This window comes from Clostridium sp. CM039, assembly GCF_055081075.1.
This window is the reverse complement of the sequence record NZ_CM143649.1, coordinates 1,798,549-1,817,294: the sequence shown is the minus strand read 5'-3', so window position 1 is coordinate 1,817,294 and position 18,746 is coordinate 1,798,549. Positions and strand designations below refer to the sequence as shown.

The following is an 18,746-nucleotide window of genomic DNA, read 5'->3' as shown; positions in this document are numbered from 1 at the left end:
ATAATGTTTATCAAGCCGACTGGATTCGAAAAGAACCTATCTGGAAACGAGGTAGATAAGGTAATCTATTCAAATATTCCAGGATTAAAGGAAAAAATGCTTTGCATGAACTATTGGACAAAATTGAGTGGCATGAATAAAGATATTATGAATGTACAGGAGATTGAAGCATACAACAAGAGTAGTTTAACAACTGTTGGATCAATTGTGGACTTAGAAAATTACGAAGAATCCTTTAGCATGCAAGAATTAATAAACAAGATAAATACTATTAGTTCTATGCCAAAATCTGAAAGATTCCATGAGGATGGGAAATTAGTAGTTCAAGAATATTATAATAAGTTAATAAAGAATTGCAATATTGAAAAATTAATGGACTTATTGGATATCAAATATGCAATAACCATTAGAAAGACTGTGATGAGGACATTCCCAACCTATGATAAAATATTTAAAACTGGAGATAACTATGAATTTGACAGATTTCAGGAGACCGCTGTTTATCCTGTTGAACCAATTGTAATTCTGCTATCAAGTGTGGATAAAAAGTGGTATTTTGCACAGATGTATAATTATTTAGCATGGATACCCGAAAAAGATGTGGCAATATCTAGTAAAGAAGAAATTTTTGATTATCTTAAAACAGAAAATTTCTTAGTAACTACAGGGAAAAGAGTATTTACAAATTATAACCCATTAAATGAGCAATTATCAGAAGTGAAATTTGACATGGGAATTAAAATACCACTTGCAGATATTAAGGAAATAGAAGGGGATATTTATGGTCAAAATTCCGCAGGTAATTATGTGGTTAAGCTTCCAACAAGAGATAATAAGGGAAATGTAGAATTCAAAAAAGCTCTGATTGCAAAAAATGAAGATATCTCATTAGGGTACTTACCTTATACCAGAAGAAATATCATAGTTAATGCCTTTAAATTTTTAGGCGAAAGATACGGATGGGGTGGAATGTTCAATTCTAGAGATTGTGCAAGTTTTATAATGGATGTTTATAGAACTATGGGTATTAAGCTTCCTAGGAATTCCGAGGATCAGGGAAAACTCGCAGTGGGCAATTTCTATGAAATGCCGGAAAATATGACTATGGGAGACAGAGAAAAGTTACTGAATAAATTGAAGCCTGGAACGCCAGTATTTATGAATGGGCATGCGATGATTTATATAGGTAAAGAAAAAGGTCAATATTATGCTATTCATGATTTTTCAGGCTTTTATAAACCACAGCAGGATGGGAGCTTAAAATATTATAAGGTACGCGAAGTGATGGTTTCTCCATTGTGTATAGTATTATCAGAGGATGGTAAAACATATATTGAAGGATTATACGGAGCTAGAGATTTTGTTAATGTGGATTAATTAGCCTGACCATTTCGGTCCAGCGAAAAGCAAGAGCTCCTCCAATAAATATAGATATACGATATAGTATGAAGTTTATCCATAGTGTTTTGAAATAAGAAGAGCAGAAACATTGAAATTCCACGTTTCAATCTCTTATTTCAAGTCACGTAGGAGAAACTTCATAGGATTGCACTATTATTTGTTCCTAGAAATTATATCAGCGTGGATTTTACTCCATGCATAATCTAGCGCAGAATCTAAATTATTATTATTCTTACCACCACCTTGTGCAGAAAAGGCACTTCCACCACCTTTGCCGTCTATTAGAGTTATGGCATCTTTTAAAATAGAGCTCATGCTAATTATATTCAAATCCTTCGAGCACATAAATAAAAGATTTGCTTTATCTTGAGATTTTACTCCAAATAAGACTATAACCTTTGGAGAGGATACTAATTTTGTTGCTAACATATTAGTATATTTTAAATCCCCATTATCATAAATGCATTTAAGCATCCTGATATCTTCTATTTTTGGGGCTGCCTCTAACATATTTTGAACTTCGTACTGCGCAACCTCTGACTTTAGGGCCCTTTTTTCAGTAAGTGCTTTATTAAGTTCATCTGAAAGTCGTTCTACAACGGACAAAACTGTAGCATTATTGCAGGAAAAAAGTTTAGACATTTTTTCCATGGATTCATGTTTTAAGGCATAATCAGAAACAGCCCTTTGTCCACATATAAATTCAATTCTTATTCCAGTCTTATACTTTTCAAATTTTGTAACCTTAATTAATTGAACCTCAATAGTTGAACTAGGATGTAGACCACAACATGGGTTTATATCAATATCACCTATTTTAACTATTCTTACTTTTTCACCAGCTTTTATTGGGAGTTTTTTTAGCGATAATTTTTTTAGTTCAGAGTTAGTTGGATATAGTACTTCTACTTTAATATTGTCTAATACAATTTTGTTAGCTTTTTTTTCGGCAATTTTAATTTCATTATTGCCAATAACTTTATCAATATCAATAGTTGTAGAATCCGTGCCGAGGTGAAACCCAATAGTAGTTGCATTAAATAGATCAGAAATAGCAGCAGAAAGTATATGCTGCCCTAGATGCTGTTGCATATAGTCAAACCGTTTATCAAAGTCTATGATGCATTTAACCCTATGAATTTTTAAAGGGTTCACGGCAACTACATGATAAATTTTTTCATCTTCTTCATACACATAGGTTACAGCAGCACCATTTATATATCCAGTATCACTTGGTTGACCACCACCTTCAGGGTAAAAATAGGTTTTGTCAAGTTCAACGTGATACTTGTTTTCTTTTTGGATTACGTTTATGACTTCAGCTGTAAATTCTGCTTGATATGGATTTTCGTAATATAACTTTTCCAAAGTTTTGCATCTCCTTTTGCGAGCTAGGCTTCAATAGAATACATGATGTGTTTTTAATCTAATTGTACCATAAAAATATTATGCTACAAAATAATACCGGGTTTTTACTTTGATTTTGTCATAAATTAGTAATAAATTCTAAATTATACAAAGAAAAATCCGAAAAAAAAAGGTTTACACTATATTTTGTAGAATATAATATTTTGAGAATGTTCTAAAAATAAGTCAATTCAGTTATAAAGTTAACGACATTTCAATGGATTTTTAAAGGGGAAATTAAAATGAGTGAATATGTTAATGATAATGTATTACAAGAAACAGATATTGATAAAGTTATTGAGTTATCAAAGGTTTTGTTATTTGAAAATGATAGAAATGCTTTGCATAGCAAGTTAATTAATATAATAAATAGTTATTTTAAAGTTAAAAGGGTATTAATTTTAGAGTGTGTAAATAGAAATTTTGAAGTAGTAATAGAATGGAAAGAGCAGTGTGGTGAAGCAATTTTTTATAATGAAAGAAATATTAAAGACACCTCTAATATATTTAGAGGCATTATAGAAGAAGTCTGTGATTGCAAAAAAGAAAAAGTAATTAATAAAGGTAGTGAAGGTTTTGAAGTTTTTTACCCATTGATTTACAAGGAAGAGTTATTAGAAATTATATACATAGAGAAAAATCTTGAATATAGTAATATGGATTTAAAAATGCTTAAGCTAATTTGCTTTCAGGTTGCGGCTGTTATGGAAAGAATAAGTATAGAAGAGGCTAAAGTTCAGAAAATTGAAAGTGAAGAAGAATATAAAAAGTTATTTGAATTATCTCCTGATGCTATATGTGTGCTCAGCGGTGGGAAAATAGTCTTAGCTAATCCTGCGACTGAAGGATTGTTCGATGTGAAGGACTCTAAGGATATAATCGGAAGAAGTATTATGGAGTTTGTTCATCTTGATTACATTGATATTGCTAGGAGTAGAATAAATATAATATATGAAGGCGGAATGACGACACCATTTATTGAAGAGAAATTTCTTACAAGTGGTGGGACTGTTATTGATGTTGAGTTAGGTACAGCTGCTTTTAAGTATAAGGGGGAGCTAGCAGTTTTAATAGTGACTCGCAATATTGACAAAAGAAAAAAGATGGAGAGAAATCTAAGGGAGAGTGAAACACTATTAAGGGAGATAACTGAAAATACTTCTGATATGATTATAAAAACAGATACTGATGGTAGAATTAAATATATTACAGCTGCTCAAAAGGCGATACTTGGGTATGCTACAGATAATGTCATTGAAAGGCACGTTTTTGATTTTGTTTACAAGGATGATAAGAAAAATGTATTAAGGGAAATTAGAAAACTAATTACTTCAACTACAAATGAAAAATTCAAATGTAGATGCTTGCATGCAAATGGAGATATTGTATGGTTAGAGATTTGTGGTAGTAAATTATTAGATGATAATAATAAAGTTAAAGCCTTAATATTGTCATCAAGAGATATTACTAAGCGACTTGAAAACGAAGGGATAATGAAAGAAAATGAGGAAAAGACAAGATTTTTAAATCAAGCAATAAAATATGATAGATTTAGGACTGATTTTTTTGCGAATATATCTCATGAATTAAGAACACCGATCAATGTTATTTCTGGTACTATCCAGCTTATGGAACTTAAATTCAAGGAACTCTTTAATGGAAATGAGGGTAAAAGCAAGGAATATTTAAAAACTATGAAACAAAACTGTTATAGATTAATAAGATTGACTGACAACTTAATAGATGTAACAAAAATAGATGCGGGATATTTTGAAATTCATTTAGGTAATTGTAATATTGTTAGTATTATAGAGGAAATAACTTTGTCTGTAGCTGAGTATGTATCAAATAAAGGAATATCACTTTTATTTGATACAGAAATGGAAGAAAAAATAATAGCTTGTGATAAAGATAAAATAGAAAGAATAATGTTGAATCTCATTTCAAATGCAATAAAATTCACAAATTCAGGTGGAAATATTTTAGTATATATTTTTGAAAAAAAAGATAGTGTTGTTATCTCTGTTAAGGATACAGGTATTGGAATAGAAAAAGAAAAGCAACAATGTATTTTCGAAAGATTTATTCAAGTTGATAAGTCACTTACGAGAAATAGAGAAGGGAGTGGCATAGGATTATCTTTAGTTAAGTCGTTAGTAGAAATGCATGGAGGTAAAATGTTTTTAGAAAGCGAGATTAATATAGGAAGTAAATTTAGTTTTGAACTTCCTATAAAAAAGTTACTAGATATTGAGGAAGTTTTTGTTGATAATAATTTGAGTGTTAATAGTAATATTGAAAAGATTAAGATTGAGTTTTCAGATATATATTAATGTCTACTACCTTAGGGTTATACAGGAAACCGTGCTATAAATAGCATGGTTTTTTTTATAAGCCACCCTGCAAGGTAGGTTTTTTAAGTGAAAATCCTGTAACAGATAGTGGAATTTAAGAATTTGATTATTTTAGGTGATTAGCTTATTATATATATTGGGGTATTAGTATTTAGTGAAATTAATGCCGTGCTTAAAAAAGTATTAATTCGAAGAAAATCTTATGTTTTAAGGAGAAAATTTATGAAAGATAAAAGAATACTACTAGCGAATAGTTTATTATTAGGAGCGTTATTGTTATTTATTTCAATACCCTTAATAGCAATAAAGGTATTTAGATTACAGGGTTCTATAAGCGGGGATACCTCACTTCTACTTTCTGGAGGGTCAAGTGTTATAGCACTTGGTGGAATTGCTTTATTATATTGCAGGATTACTAAAAGAAGCTTTAATAAGGTAATGGTAATAAAGAAGATATCTCTAAAGCAAGTTTTTTTAATTATGTCTATATCAGTCGGTACTTATATTTTTGCAATAGGCGTTAATATGATAAGCATGAAGTTATTTCCCATTGCAATAAAGGATAGTATGGCAATATCTAAATTACTAAACAGTAGTTCAACATTATTAGGGTTAGTGGTGATAGTTTTGGTGCCAGCATTTTTTGAGGAAATATTTTTTAGAGGAATTTTCTTAGATGCTTATGAGGGGATAAATAAAAAAATTAAATTTTTTATAATAACTGCAATCTTTGCAACCTTTCATGGTAATGTAATGCAAATTATTTACGTAATGTTTTTAGGACTTGTTCTATTAAAGGTAAGGGAATATACAGGATCGCTTGTAGGGAGTATGACACTTCATGCAGTAAATAATGCAATATCTTTTATTTTAAGTAAAGTCGTAATGAATTATATGAAGCTTGTGAATAATGGAATAAAGAATGGTGTGATAGATCAAACACAAGTACAAGCAGCTGCGACAACTGATGCAATGAATGCTAGTTTAACTGTGATTTTACTTAGAGCTTCAATATTTTTACTAATCGGAGGATCTATATTATTTATAAACTTAAGAAAATTAAAAGAATATAAAGAGGAAAAAGATGGATCAGATCTCATTGAAGAAGAAAAGGACATTGAAGGAAAATATATAGCAAGAAAAGAAGAAATTATAGATATAGATAAAAAACAATATATTCCATTAGTTATATATTTTATTTCTATGACTGTGCTGGTTGTTCTAAGGTATTAAAGCATCTTCTGCGAAGATGCGTATCGGGGAATTTACAGCTTGACAATTTTTTTCTTTATGATAGAATATAAAAAATATAAATGTTAAATCGTATAACCCCAATAATATGGTTTGGGGGTTTCTACCAGGAACCTATAATTCCTGATTACGAAGAAGATATAACTATGTTTATCTTCTTTGTGGTCAGGATTTTTTATTTTTTGCTAATTAAATCATCTCCTGTGGAGCTGAAATGTCATTAAAATTAAAAGGAGGACAATATGGAATTTAAAAATTTACCTAAAATTGATTTACATTGTCATTTGGATGGAAGTGTAAGACCGGGAACAATAATTGATATAGCAAAAGAAGAGGGTATAAGTATTCCCTACTATGATATTGAAAATATTAGAAAAGAAGTTACAGCCCCAGCAGAATGTAAATCTCTTGATGAGTATTTAAAAAGGTTTGAAATTCCGAATTTAGTAATGCAATCAAAGGAGAGTTTAAGAAGAATTACATTTGAACTTCTTTGCGATTGTGCAAAAGAAAATGTAAAATATATTGAAGTTAGATTTGCACCACTACTTCATATAACAAAGGGTTTAAGTGTAGAAGACGTAATAGAGAGTGTAATATCTGGGATCAAATATGCAGAAGAGAAATATGATATAAAAGGAAATGTAATACTTTGCTGCATGAGATTTATGTCTATTGATAAAGCATTTGAGGTTGTAAAAGCTGGCAGAAAGTACCTCTTGAAAGGTGTAGTTGCAATAGATTTATGTGGATCTGAAGGAGAAGGCTTTTGTGAAAAATTTATAGAACCTATATCCTTAGCTAAAGAATATGGATATAGAGTAACTATCCATGCAGGTGAAACAGGAATAGGAAAAAATGTCCTTGAAGCAGTGGAACTTTTGGGGGCAGAAAGGATAGGTCATGGAGTATTTATTAAAGACTGCATTGAAGCCTATAACATTGTAAAAGATAAAGGAATTACTCTTGAAATGTGTCCAACAAGTAACATCCAGACTAAAGCAATTGATACTTTTGAAAAACACCCAATTTATGATTTTTTTAATGATGGAATAAGGGTGAGCGTCAATACTGATAATAGAACTGTATCTGACACAAATATGACTAAGGAATGCGATGTATTATTAAGAGAATTTAACATTACGTTTGAGGAATATAAACAAATTTATCTTAATAGTGTTGATGCAACATTTGCTGATTTAGAAACAAAGGAATGGTTAAGGAAATATATCTAAGTGATTAATACCCTAGTATATTAATCAAAAATTTGGTAGAATAGTATTATTATAAGTGATATTATTTAAATAAGGTTAAATACATACCAAGTGATAATCTAAATTTAGTAGAACTTAATATATGGGCGGGCAATTTGATGTGTGGAACACTAGGATATGTCAATCCTATAGATTTATTAAAAAAAGAAATGAGCGAAATAGAAGACTAGATTACAAATTAAGTTTTTTAAATAAAGAGCAGATTTCATCCCATATTTAGGGATGAAATCTACTCTTTGTTTTTAAATAAGTTTCGAATATTAATTAACTTTCACACGTGTTAGAATTATTTTACATTTATTTTTATCCCTTAATTGTATATTATACAAAATATAATACTTGGGTATTTTCTATATACTTATGTTAAACTAAAATTCACGCGAATAAATGTTAGAATAAATTCTAATATATTGGTAACTTACAAAGAGGAGGGAAGTGCGTAAACATCGGAAGAAATTATTTAAATAGGTTGGTGAGCAAATTGAAAAGAAAAAGGGTGAGAAGTAAAAGGATTTTTTTTGCAGGTATGTTATTTTCCATAGCATTTATGGGTCTTGTGAGTAGAATGGTTTATTTAATGGTTATTAATGGGCCAGATTATAAACAGCTGGCATTAAACAATTGGACAAAAACTATAAAAATAGCTCCCCAAAGGGGGGAGATTCTGAGCAGAAACGGTTCAAAATTGGCATTAAGTGCAGATGTTTACAGGGTTGATGTTGATTTAAATGTATTTAAAAGATACTTAGAAGTTAAAAAAATACCTGAAGAACAAGCCATTGAACAATTGTCGCAGAAACTGGATGTTAAAAAGAGCGAATTTGAAAAAATATTAGATAGCAAAGATGGCAATGGCAAGCTACTTAAATTTGTATCATTGAAGAGAAAGGTTGATAAGAAGGGTGCAGATGCGGTTAAAGATTTAAAATATAATGGCATAATAATTTCAAACGATGTAGAGAGAATGTATCCAAATGATAGCGTTTTATCCCAGGTTATCGGACATACCAATTTAGAGGGAAATGGAATAAGTGGAGTAGAACAGAGTTATAATAATGAATTAGCAGGTATTCCCGGGGTAAAAGTGACAGAAGTGGATAGGAATAATAATGAATTGCCCTATAAAGAAGCAACCACGGTTCAACCTGTAAATGGAAAGGATTTAACATTAACTATAGATGAACAAATTCAAAATTTAGCTGAAAAAGTAGCAAAAGAAACATTGGATGAAAATAGTGCAAAGTCTGTAAGCATAATAATTATGAATCCGCAAAATGGTGAAATTTTGGCTATGGTTAATACACCGGGATATAATCTAAATAAGCCTTATGTAGAAGGGAAAACAGATAGTGAAGTACAGGAAATATGGAAGAATAGAGCTATCAGTAATGTATTTGAGCCAGGATCAATTTTCAAGGTTATAACAGCTGCTGCTGCACTTGAAAATAACGTGGTGACGGACCAGGACCGATTTGTAAGTAATGGAAGCATTAAGGTTGGAAGTACAACATTGTATAATGATAATAAAGAAAATCATGGGGTTGAGACTTTTTCAGATATAATAAAAAATTCCGATAATGTTGGATTTGTTAACCTGGGACAAAAAATTGGAGAGGAAAATTTTTATAAATTTTTAAAGGCGGCTAACTTTGGACAGAAAACCGGTATAGATTTGCCAGGTGAAAGTACTGGCTTAATAAAGGATTTAAATAGTATTAAACCTATTGATCTTGCTACAATGGCCTATGGTCAAGGTGTAGCGGTTAGCCAAGTGCAGTATATCGCTGCCTTCAATGCAATAGCTAATGGAGGTACATGGATAAGACCCCATGTTATGAAAGAGATATCACATATGGTGGAAGATAAAAAAGTTGTGGATAAAAAATATGATAATCTTGGTGAAAAGGTTATAACCAGCAAAGAAAAAGCAGCTGAATTAAGAATGTATTTGGAAAGAGCTGTTAAGGAGGGAACTGGAAAGGATACCTATATGGAGGGGTACCGCATAGCTGGAAAGACAGGAACTGCAAATAAGGTTAACAGTACTGAAGGGGGTTACGGTTCTGGTAAATATGTAGCATCCTTTGCAGGTATGGCTCCTGCTAATAATCCAGAGGTAACATTGATAGTTACAATAGAAGAGCCAAACCCCGAAAAATATTATGCTGCCCAGACAGCAGTACCGGCAGCACGTAAGTTATTTTCAGGGTTGTTTAGAATACTTAACATGTCTACGGATAATGTGAGTGATACAAATTGATACTAAATGAAAATAAAGAGCAGATTTCAGCCCATGTTAGGGATGAGATCTGCTCTTTGTTTTTTGAATAAGTATCGAATATTAATTAACATTCACATGTGTTAGAATTATTTTGCATTTATTTTTATTCCTTCTTTTTTAGCCTTATGTTGAAAGATCAAACCTAAAATTTGCAAAGCAATTAATGGAGTTAAAGCAACCATGGCAATTACGCCAAATCCATCAATTAATACATTCGCTCCTTCAATGGCCTCAGCGGCACCTTGTGCAAAGGCTAAAATAAAAGTTGCTGCCATTGGACCAGAAGCTACACCGCCAGAGTCAAATGCTATTCCTACGAATAGTTTCGGCACAAAATATGACATAATAATTGAAATTGCGTATCCTGGTAAAAGAAAATGCCACAACTGAATCCCGGGTACAACTATTCTTAACATTGATAATGCTACTGCAAAGGCAACTCCGATAGAAAGAGTAAAAATTACTGCCTTCTTTTTTATATATCCATGAGTAACAATTTCTATCTGATCTGTAAGTACATGCACAGCCGGTTCAGCTAATATTACCACTAATCCAAGTATGAACCCAACAATGACAAGAATCCAACTACTATGTAGGGAAGCAATACTGTGTCCGACTACAGTTCCAATCTCTATAAAACCAGCATTTACTCCTGTTAAAAATAATATCAGTCCAATAAAAGAATATAGAATACCTCTCAATATCTTTGAAAATTCCTTTTTTGAAAGCTTAAATGATATTTTATTGAATATAAAAAATAATAATAATAATGGAAGCAAGGTGAAAAAAACTTCACTTATCATAGTTGGCAATTTTTCAATAAATGGATTTATAATTGAGGTTGAGCTGACAGTACTAGTGCTTAGGTCGCCAACAATTTTATCAGACTTTGACATAAGGCTCATAATAATAACGGATAAAATAGCGCCTGTGGATGCTACTGCTACTAGTCCGAAACTATCTTCTTCCGAGGATATTCCATCTTTTTTTATTGAAGACACTCCTAACGCAAGTGCTAATATAAATGGAACGGTCATTGCGCCCGTAGTAGCACCAGAAGCATCAAATGATATTGCTAAAAATTCAGAAGATGTAAATAAAGATAGAACAAAAATAATCAAATATATTGCAGTTAACATTTTCTTTAATGATTTATTATAAATTATTCTTAATAAACCTATAGATAGCATAATTGCAATACCAATAGATACAACAACTAAAATCGAAAGTTTAGTTATTGATCCCGATGTTACAGTACTAACTTGAGAAGCAAGAATTTGCAAATCTGGTTCAGCAATTGTAATAAAAAAACCGAGTATTAATCCCGAAAAAACTAAGACCAATACTTTACTGTTTTTAGCAAGAGAACTTCCCATTAAAGTACCAATAGGGGTAACTCCAGTGTCCACACCAAGTAAAAATATAGACAGTCCAAATATTATGAAAATTGCGCCTATTAAAAATCTAAGTATTAGATGTGTTTCAAGAGGGATGATTGTAAAATTCAATAGTAATACTATTAAAGTAATTGGGAGTACAGAAAATAAAACTTCTTTAAATTTTTTAATAATGATATTCAAATATAAGACACCTCCATTTAAAGTCTAAAAATTAGGATATATATTGTTATTTATTTGCGTTTAATATGTAAAAATTCAATGAAATTGTTCACTTGCTCGAGTTCTTGGTCGGTTAGATCATCAGTGCCAGTAAGGTGTACAGTGGTAATAGGAGAATGGGTGCTATCCATATATCCTGCCGCTTTCATAATATCATCGTAGGGCATCTCAAGAGCTCTTGCTATGCATTTTAATACCAGTGGTGATGGATTCTTTCTTTCTCCATTTTCAAGTCGATGTATCTCCGTATGACTTATGTCTGCAAGTGAAGCTAGCTTACGACTAGATAAATTTCTTGAAGTTCTATGTTCAAAAATAAATTTCCCAATATCGCTCACGATAATACCTCCATTAAAATAATATATTGTAAGTATAACATAATTGTAACCTAAAAGCAACAATATCATGCATTTCGGTTCTCATAGGTTCCGTAATTATTGAAGAATAGAGGGAATAAATGTTGAAATGGAAGGAAATAAATCATGAAGGATGTGGTTAATTATATATCCTTACTAACAAAGCACTGATTTACAATAAATTGGTGCTTTGTTAGTGGTTTTCCAAAAAAAACAGCGATTTGTATACGGATTGCTGTTTTTTTTTTATATAAAATATGGTATAATATAAAGTGATTGGAAATTAAGCGCGGATGAAAAAACATACGAAAAACTTGTATTTTGTATGTTTCCTGGATGATTAAGAAGGAAGGAAAAGAAAGATGATAATGCTTCAGAAAATATATAATCTTTGTGAATGTTTTGAAAAGCAAGATAGAAAAGCATGTATTGTTAAATTAATAGATAAGGGCTACAGCGAAGGGTCTGCAACAATATATTATAACATTTGGAGGAGGCATTACATGGATTCGAGTAGTAAAGATTTAATGCTTTCAGGTATTTATATAGAAACTCATAGAGTAAGAAAACTTTTAGAAGAGTGTACTTTTATGGAACGTCAAAGGTATCTTGAAGCTTTAAGTAAAGAGCAACTTGTTAGAATAGCACAGGCAGTACTCAAATAAAATTACAAAACAAATTTGTTAAATAAAAGTAATTTATTTAAAGAGTTATGGGTGTTTTTTAGTTATAATTAAATAGTGGGTAATAATTTAAAAAACTAAAGGGAGGGTTATTTACATGGATGTAGAAAAATTAACGGTAAAGGTTCAACAATCCTTAAATGAGGCTCAATTATTAGCTGTAAAAAATAATCATCAACAGGTAGATACTGTGCATTTATTTGCAGCACTTATAGCTCAAGAGGACGGTCTTATTCCTAATATATTTAGTAAAATGGGAGTGAATACAGCAAAGCTTAATGAGGAGATTAACAAAGAAATAAATAGTATGCCAAAAGTTACAGGAAGTGGTGCAGATAGTGGATCAGTTTATGCTACTAGAAGGTTTGAAGAAGTTTTTGCACGGGCCGAAGATGAAGCTAAAAAGTTTAAAGATTCTTTTATAAGTGTAGAACATGTAATGCTTGGACTTATAGATGTGAATTCTAAAGACATTCGAGATATTTTAAAGAAATTTAATATAACTAAAGAAGCTTTTTTAAATGTGTTATCGACCGTTAGGGGAAATCAGAGAGTGGAAAATGCTGATCCAGAGGGCACTTATGAGGCATTAGTGAAATATGGAACAAACCTTGTGGAACAAGCTAAAAAACATAAACTAGATCCAGTGATAGGAAGAGATGAGGAAATTAGGCGAGTTATAAGAATACTTTCTAGAAGAACTAAAAATAATCCAGTGCTTATAGGAGAACCTGGAGTAGGTAAAACTGCTATAGTAGAAGGGCTAGCTCAAAGAATTGTAAAGGGAGACGTACCAGAAGGGCTTAAAAATAAAATAATATTTTCTTTAGATATGGGAGCACTTATTGCGGGGGCCAAATTTAAAGGTGAGTTTGAAGAAAGACTTAAAGCAGTGCTTAAAGAAGTAGAAAATAGTGAAGGTAGAATAATTTTATTTATAGATGAAATTCATAATATAGTGGGAGCAGGGAAATCAGAGGGTTCTATGGATGCTGGAAACATGATAAAGCCACTGCTAGCCAGAGGAAGCCTTCATTGCATTGGGGCGACCACTTTTGATGAGTATAGGAAATATTTGGAGAAAGATAAAGCCTTAGAGCGAAGGTTCCAACCAGTAACTGTAGAAGAACCTACAGTTGAAGATTCTGTGTCAATACTTAGAGGGCTTAAAGAAAAATTTGAAATATATCATGGTATAAGGATTCATGATTCAGCCATTATTGCTGCAGCAAAGCTTTCGAATAGATATATAACGGCGAGATTTCTTCCAGATAAGGCAATAGATCTTATAGATGAAGCTTGTGCTATGATAAGGACTGATATAGATAGTATGCCTACAGATATGGACATGGCTAAACGTAAGATATTTCAGTTAGAAATTGAAAAGAAGGCTTTATCCAAAGAAAAGGATGAGGCTTCAAAGAAAAGGCTCATAATACTCGAAAAAGAGCTAAGTAATTTAAAAGATAAAGATAATGAGATGACAGCAAAATATGAGAAAGAAAAGTCTAAGATAGTTGAAATTAGAAATTTGAAAGCAGAGCTCGATGCTTCAAGGGGGGACATAGAAAAATCAGAAAGAGAATATGATTTAAATAAAGTGGCAGAGCTTAAATATGGAGTAATTCCTAAGCTAGAAGCTCAGATAAAAGAAAAAGAAAAAGAAATTCATAAAAATAATGAAACAGCCATGCTTAAAGAAGAAGTAACCGAAAATGAAATTTCACAGATAGTATCAAAGTGGACTGGTATACCTGTAACAAATCTCCAAGAAAGCGAGAGGAAGAAGCTCCTAAGACTTGAAGATGAATTATCTGAGCGGGTAATTGGTCAAAAAGAAGCAGTAACTGCAGTGTCAAATGCAGTAATAAGGGCGAGGGCCGGTATGAAGGATCCAAGAAGACCTATTGGTTCATTTATATTCCTTGGGCCTACTGGTGTCGGAAAAACTGAACTTGCTAAAACTTTAGCTAAAATTTTATTTGAGAGTGGTGAAAACATAATAAGGATAGATATGTCGGAATATATGGAGAAATATTCTGTGTCAAGACTTATAGGGGCACCACCAGGATATGTAGGTTATGAAGAGGGCGGTCAGCTTACAGAAGCTGTTAGGCGGAAACCTTATAGCGTAGTATTATTTGATGAAATAGAAAAAGCTCACGAGGATGTGTTTAACATATTTCTTCAAATACTAGACGATGGACGCCTAACTGATAATCAGGGCAAGATTGTGAATTTCAAAAACTGCATAATAATTATGACTTCAAATATCGGAAGCAACTACCTCTTGGAAAACAAAGAAAGTGGAGGCATAGAACAGCATATCCGTGATAGAGTTATGGGCGAGCTAAAATCCAAATTTAAACCGGAATTTTTAAATAGATTAGATGATATTATATTATTTAAACCATTAGAAACAAAAGAAATAGAAGGAATAGTTGATATATTCCTAGCAGATATTCAAAATAGGCTTAAAGATAAAAACATATCAATGAAAGTAACTACGGATGCTAAAGAACTTATGGCAGAAGAAGGCTACGATCCAATCTACGGTGCACGTCCGTTAAAGAGATATATTGAAAATGTTTTAGAAACATCTATTGCAAAGAAAATTATTAGGGGAGATATAAATGATGGTTCTATCATCGGTGTAGATGCAAAGGATAATCAAATTATAATAGAAAAAATTTAACTTAATAGAGCTATTAAAAGTCACTTTTCATTGAGGATTTTGACAGATAACGGTAAAAGCAAGATAATCTAAAAGATAATAATAAAAGCACTTACTTAGGTAGGTGCTTTTATTCAGGTTGTTTACAAACCCAGTATAATTTTTTTATTATACTGGGCCTTTTACATGCAATTATGCGATAGCATTTTGAGTTATGGATAAATTTAAAATAACAACTATCTTCTTAGTTAGAAAATCAAAAAACAGTAAAGATAGCAGGCTAGCTATCTTTTTCATATTCTGCACTGCTGCTGTAAGCAGACACTGCTCTTGCACATTTTCTAATCCACGCATATGGCAATAGCGAAGCCCATGCAGTTGTTTTGAATCTGCGAAGCTTCGCTCTATAGTTTCTTTTCTTCTTCTATATATATTTCTGCCTTTATCTGTTCTGGTGAACTTTACAACATCTTCTTTATACGTTTCCCAAACATGTCTTCTAATAGTTTTAAACTTGCTTTTTGCAGAAAAGCATTGAGCTCTATTTGGACATATCTCGCAATATTTTGCATTACCAACATATTCTTTATATCCTTCTCTTGTTGTCGTTTTATAATGTAAAGCCCTTAAGTCAGGGCATACGTAAATGTCCTGTTCTTTAACATATTGGAATTTATTTTTTGTGTACATTCCTTTTGTATGTGGAGACCTACGGTATCCCATTACAGATTTTAATTCCCTCTCATATAGTTCTTTACATATAAGATTTGTAGCATAACCAGCATCTGCACCAACATATTTTGTATTAAAATTAAACTTTTTTATTTGCACATCTAATCTATCGATATAAGGATCAACATCATTTATGTTTCCAGGAGTAACATACACATCAGTAATTATATTATGTCTGCTATCGACAGTTCTGTGATCTAAATATGAGAAGCCTTCCGGCTTGCCATCTCTCATCATATATCCACTGTCAGGGTCGGTTGTGCTAACTTTAGTTTCTTTTATTTTGGTGACAGGTTCTTTTTCCTTTAAAGGTTTTTTACCATGGTTTATTCTATCTTCTTCCACTGCTTTATTAAGTTCAGCTACATATTCTTTCGGCGTTTTTTCAACTTCAATTTTCACAAGCTTTCGCTTATTAGCATTTGCTTTTAGGTGTGTAGAATCTGTGTAAAGTATTTTACCGGTTACCATCTTAAGATTTATAGCCTTAAATACTACTTCGTCAAATATTTTTTGAAACACATCTGTACCTTTAAACCGTCTACGTCTATTTTGGCTAATTGTTGAATGATCTGGAATAGGATCAGTAAGACTTAGTCCTAGAAACCATCTATAAGCCACATTTACTTCAATGTCCTTTACAAGTTGTCGTTCAGATTTTATTCCAAATAAGTACCCAATAAACAGCATTTTAAAAAGTATAATAGGATCTACGCCAGGTCTTCCATTATCTAAGCAGTAATATTTTTTAGTCAGTTCTCTTATAAAAGAGAAATCCATGTATTTATCTATATTTCTCAGAATATGGTCTTTAGGAACTAAATCTTCTAAATACACCATTTCTAGTTTTTGTTGTGTGAAGTTCTTTTCATTAATCATAATAATGCCCTCCGAATTATAAAGTTTGTATACTATATATATTCGACATTGATGTCCTAAAATCCTTTTTGAATATGAAAAAAAACACTCCAATTTTAAATTAGAGTGTTTTACATTTTATGTTTGTCAACGGTCTGAATAAAAGCACTTACTTAGGTAGGTGCTTTTATTATTATTTTTATATAAAATCACTAAATATTAGGTGTCATGGCTAACAAGTGGCGGTGATAACATCTAGCATTGAAAGTTTAGTTAGTGATATAATATAACTAAAGAAGCTGATTTGTATGGTGTAGATTGAGCCAAGATTTGTGAGGGTGATTAAATGAATTTCTTAGTAAACTTAATAATAAAGACATCGGTAGATACATTATATTTGACAGGGATGATAATTCTTGTAGGATTCATCCTTGGCTTTTTAAGGGAGCATTCAATAGAAAATTTGCAAAGGAGTTTTGGGTGGAAGGCAGTTGCTATTACCGCTATTGTAGGTGTTCCCATACATGAAATTTCTCATGCTATTTTTTGTTTTCTCTTTGGGCACAAAATTACAAAAGTGGTACTAATACAAAAGAGAGACGAAAATGGTGTACTTGGGTATGTAAAGCATGCCTATAATCCTAATAGTGTATATCAACAGATAGGTAATTTTTTCATAGGCACTGCACCTATATTCGGAGGAATTGCGTCTATAATAGCTTTAATGTACGTCATAATTCCTAAGACATATAATGAATTTATAACTATATCTATTAATAATTTAAATGTAACTAAATTAAACGGTATAGCTCTGAATGGAATAATGACTTCTTATGTTAATTTAATAAAAATAATCTTTTCAATTAAGAATTTTACTAATCCCTATTTTATATTGTTTTTATTTTTAGCTATATGTATTTCATCTCATATATCGTTAAGCTCTGCGGATATTAAAGGGGCCTCTAAGGGATTATTTATAATATTCCTAATAATATTAGGTCTCAATACCCTTGGCATTGCGAGATTTGTTATGGCTGAAGATATATTGAAATATAACATTGTATTAATAGGATTTCTCATAGTATCATTGATTTTTTCAAGTATAACTTACATTGTAAGTTTACTAATATCATTAATAAAAATATAATGCAATGAAAGCACTGTTTGTTATTTAGCTAGAGCCTAGTATATTAATTAAAAATTTGATACAATAAATATAATTGTTATAAAGGATGTGAAGGTTTTGGAACTAGAGGATAAAGATAAGGATATTATAAAAGAAGTTTTAATAAAAAAAATAAAACCATTTCTTAGATATATATTTGGATCATATGCAAAAGGAACTTCACGCGCAAATAGTGATATAGACATAGCATTTTTAGGTGATGAAGCTTTTAGTGAATATGAAATATTTATGATTTCACAAGAGATTGCAAGTTTACTTAATAGAGAAATAGATCTTGTAGATTTAAGAAAATCATCTACAGTATTTAAATCACAAGTAGTAGGAACAGGTAAAACGATTTATTGTAATAATGATACGAGAAGAATGTATTTTGAAATGTATACATTTAAGGAATACGCTTTATTAAATGAAGAAAGAGCAGCTATATTGGAAAACATAAAGAAGAGAGGCAATGTGTATGGGGAATGATAGTGTAGGATGTATTTAAATGAAAATATAACCATAAAAATTCAAGAGAAAAAGGTAACAACAATGATTAAATTCATTGTTGTTACCTTTTTTCTTCTTAGTTATTTGTTTATAATTTTTGATTCACTGTATAAGAAAGATGCGACACCTTTGAATAACACAACAGTTGAGTTTTTTTTAAAATAGAGTATACTATAAAAGA

General features: G+C 31.2%; 13 protein-coding genes and 1 riboswitch. Of the genes, 9 read left to right on the top strand and 4 right to left on the bottom strand.

Annotation, left to right across the window (positions count from 1 at the left end):
- The first annotated feature begins 3 nt into the window (after positions 1–3).
- Complete coding sequence (locus tag ACWJJ2_RS08635; RefSeq protein ID WP_220319997.1) at positions 4–1,377, top strand: C40 family peptidase; 1,374 nt, start codon at positions 4–6, stop codon at positions 1,375–1,377.
- A 177-nt stretch (positions 1,378–1,554) separates the two neighbouring features.
- On the opposite strand, the gene ACWJJ2_RS08630 is transcribed toward ACWJJ2_RS08635, so the two are convergent.
- Positions 1,555–2,769: an alanyl-tRNA editing protein gene (locus ACWJJ2_RS08630; RefSeq protein ID WP_462954257.1), complete on the bottom strand. Its 1,215-nt coding sequence runs from the start codon at positions 2,767–2,769 to the stop codon at positions 1,555–1,557.
- A 281-nt stretch (positions 2,770–3,050) separates the two neighbouring features.
- Between ACWJJ2_RS08630 and ACWJJ2_RS08625 the strand changes: the two genes are divergently transcribed.
- The 4 genes from ACWJJ2_RS08625 to ACWJJ2_RS08610 all read left to right on the top strand — a co-directional run bounded on the left by ACWJJ2_RS08625 (position 3,051) and on the right by ACWJJ2_RS08610 (position 9,947).
- On the top strand, positions 3,051–5,141 hold the full coding sequence (locus ACWJJ2_RS08625) for a PAS domain S-box protein (RefSeq protein ID WP_462954256.1): 2,091 nt from the start codon (positions 3,051–3,053) through the stop codon (positions 5,139–5,141).
- Between the two features lie 243 nt (positions 5,142–5,384).
- A complete protein-coding gene (locus tag ACWJJ2_RS08620; RefSeq protein WP_462954255.1) occupies positions 5,385–6,395 on the top strand; it encodes a lysostaphin resistance A-like protein in 1,011 nt (336 codons plus the stop codon).
- Positions 6,396–6,463: 68 nt separating this feature from the next.
- Positions 6,464–6,563, top strand: a riboswitch (purine riboswitch).
- 92 nt (positions 6,564–6,655) lie between these two features.
- On the top strand, positions 6,656–7,648 hold the full coding sequence (gene add, locus ACWJJ2_RS08615) for an adenosine deaminase (RefSeq protein WP_462954254.1): 993 nt from the start codon (positions 6,656–6,658) through the stop codon (positions 7,646–7,648).
- A 511-nt stretch (positions 7,649–8,159) separates the two neighbouring features.
- Positions 8,160–9,947 carry a peptidoglycan D,D-transpeptidase FtsI family protein gene (locus ACWJJ2_RS08610; RefSeq protein WP_462954253.1) on the top strand — a complete coding sequence of 596 codons (1,788 nt, stop codon included), beginning with the start codon at positions 8,160–8,162 and terminating at the stop codon, positions 9,945–9,947.
- Between the two features lie 107 nt (positions 9,948–10,054).
- Here the strand turns inward: ACWJJ2_RS08610 and ACWJJ2_RS08605 are convergent, their stop codons facing one another.
- Together ACWJJ2_RS08605 and ACWJJ2_RS08600 are read right to left on the bottom strand one after the other, a co-directional pair.
- Positions 10,055–11,548 (bottom strand): DUF1538 domain-containing protein, encoded by a 1,494-nt coding sequence (locus ACWJJ2_RS08605; protein WP_462954252.1) that lies wholly within the window; start codon positions 11,546–11,548, stop codon positions 10,055–10,057.
- 50 nt (positions 11,549–11,598) lie between these two features.
- Positions 11,599–11,925 (bottom strand): helix-turn-helix domain-containing protein, encoded by a 327-nt coding sequence (locus ACWJJ2_RS08600; protein WP_165413131.1) that lies wholly within the window; start codon positions 11,923–11,925, stop codon positions 11,599–11,601.
- A 521-nt stretch (positions 11,926–12,446) separates the two neighbouring features.
- Between ACWJJ2_RS08600 and ACWJJ2_RS08595 the strand changes: the two genes are divergently transcribed.
- Positions 12,447–12,608, top strand: coding sequence for a hypothetical protein (locus ACWJJ2_RS08595; protein WP_165413130.1), 162 nt, complete (start codon positions 12,447–12,449; stop codon positions 12,606–12,608).
- Positions 12,609–12,723: 115 nt separating this feature from the next.
- A complete protein-coding gene (clpB, locus tag ACWJJ2_RS08590) occupies positions 12,724–15,321 on the top strand; it encodes an ATP-dependent chaperone ClpB (RefSeq protein WP_462954251.1) in 2,598 nt (865 codons plus the stop codon).
- Between the two features lie 171 nt (positions 15,322–15,492).
- On the opposite strand, the gene ACWJJ2_RS08585 is transcribed toward clpB, so the two are convergent.
- Positions 15,493–16,911, bottom strand: coding sequence for an IS1182 family transposase (locus ACWJJ2_RS08585; protein ID WP_268064117.1), 1,419 nt, complete (start codon positions 16,909–16,911; stop codon positions 15,493–15,495).
- Between the two features lie 325 nt (positions 16,912–17,236).
- Here ACWJJ2_RS08585 and ACWJJ2_RS08580 point away from each other — a divergent pair, with 325 nt between their 5' ends.
- Both ACWJJ2_RS08580 and mntA read left to right on the top strand, forming a co-directional pair.
- Entirely contained in the window at positions 17,237–18,037 is an 801-nt protein-coding gene (locus ACWJJ2_RS08580; protein WP_462954250.1) for a hypothetical protein, read from the top strand.
- Between the two features lie 96 nt (positions 18,038–18,133).
- Positions 18,134–18,544, top strand: coding sequence for a type VII toxin-antitoxin system MntA family adenylyltransferase antitoxin (gene mntA / locus ACWJJ2_RS08575; protein ID WP_462954249.1), 411 nt, complete (start codon positions 18,134–18,136; stop codon positions 18,542–18,544).
- Positions 18,545–18,746 lie beyond the last annotated feature (202 nt).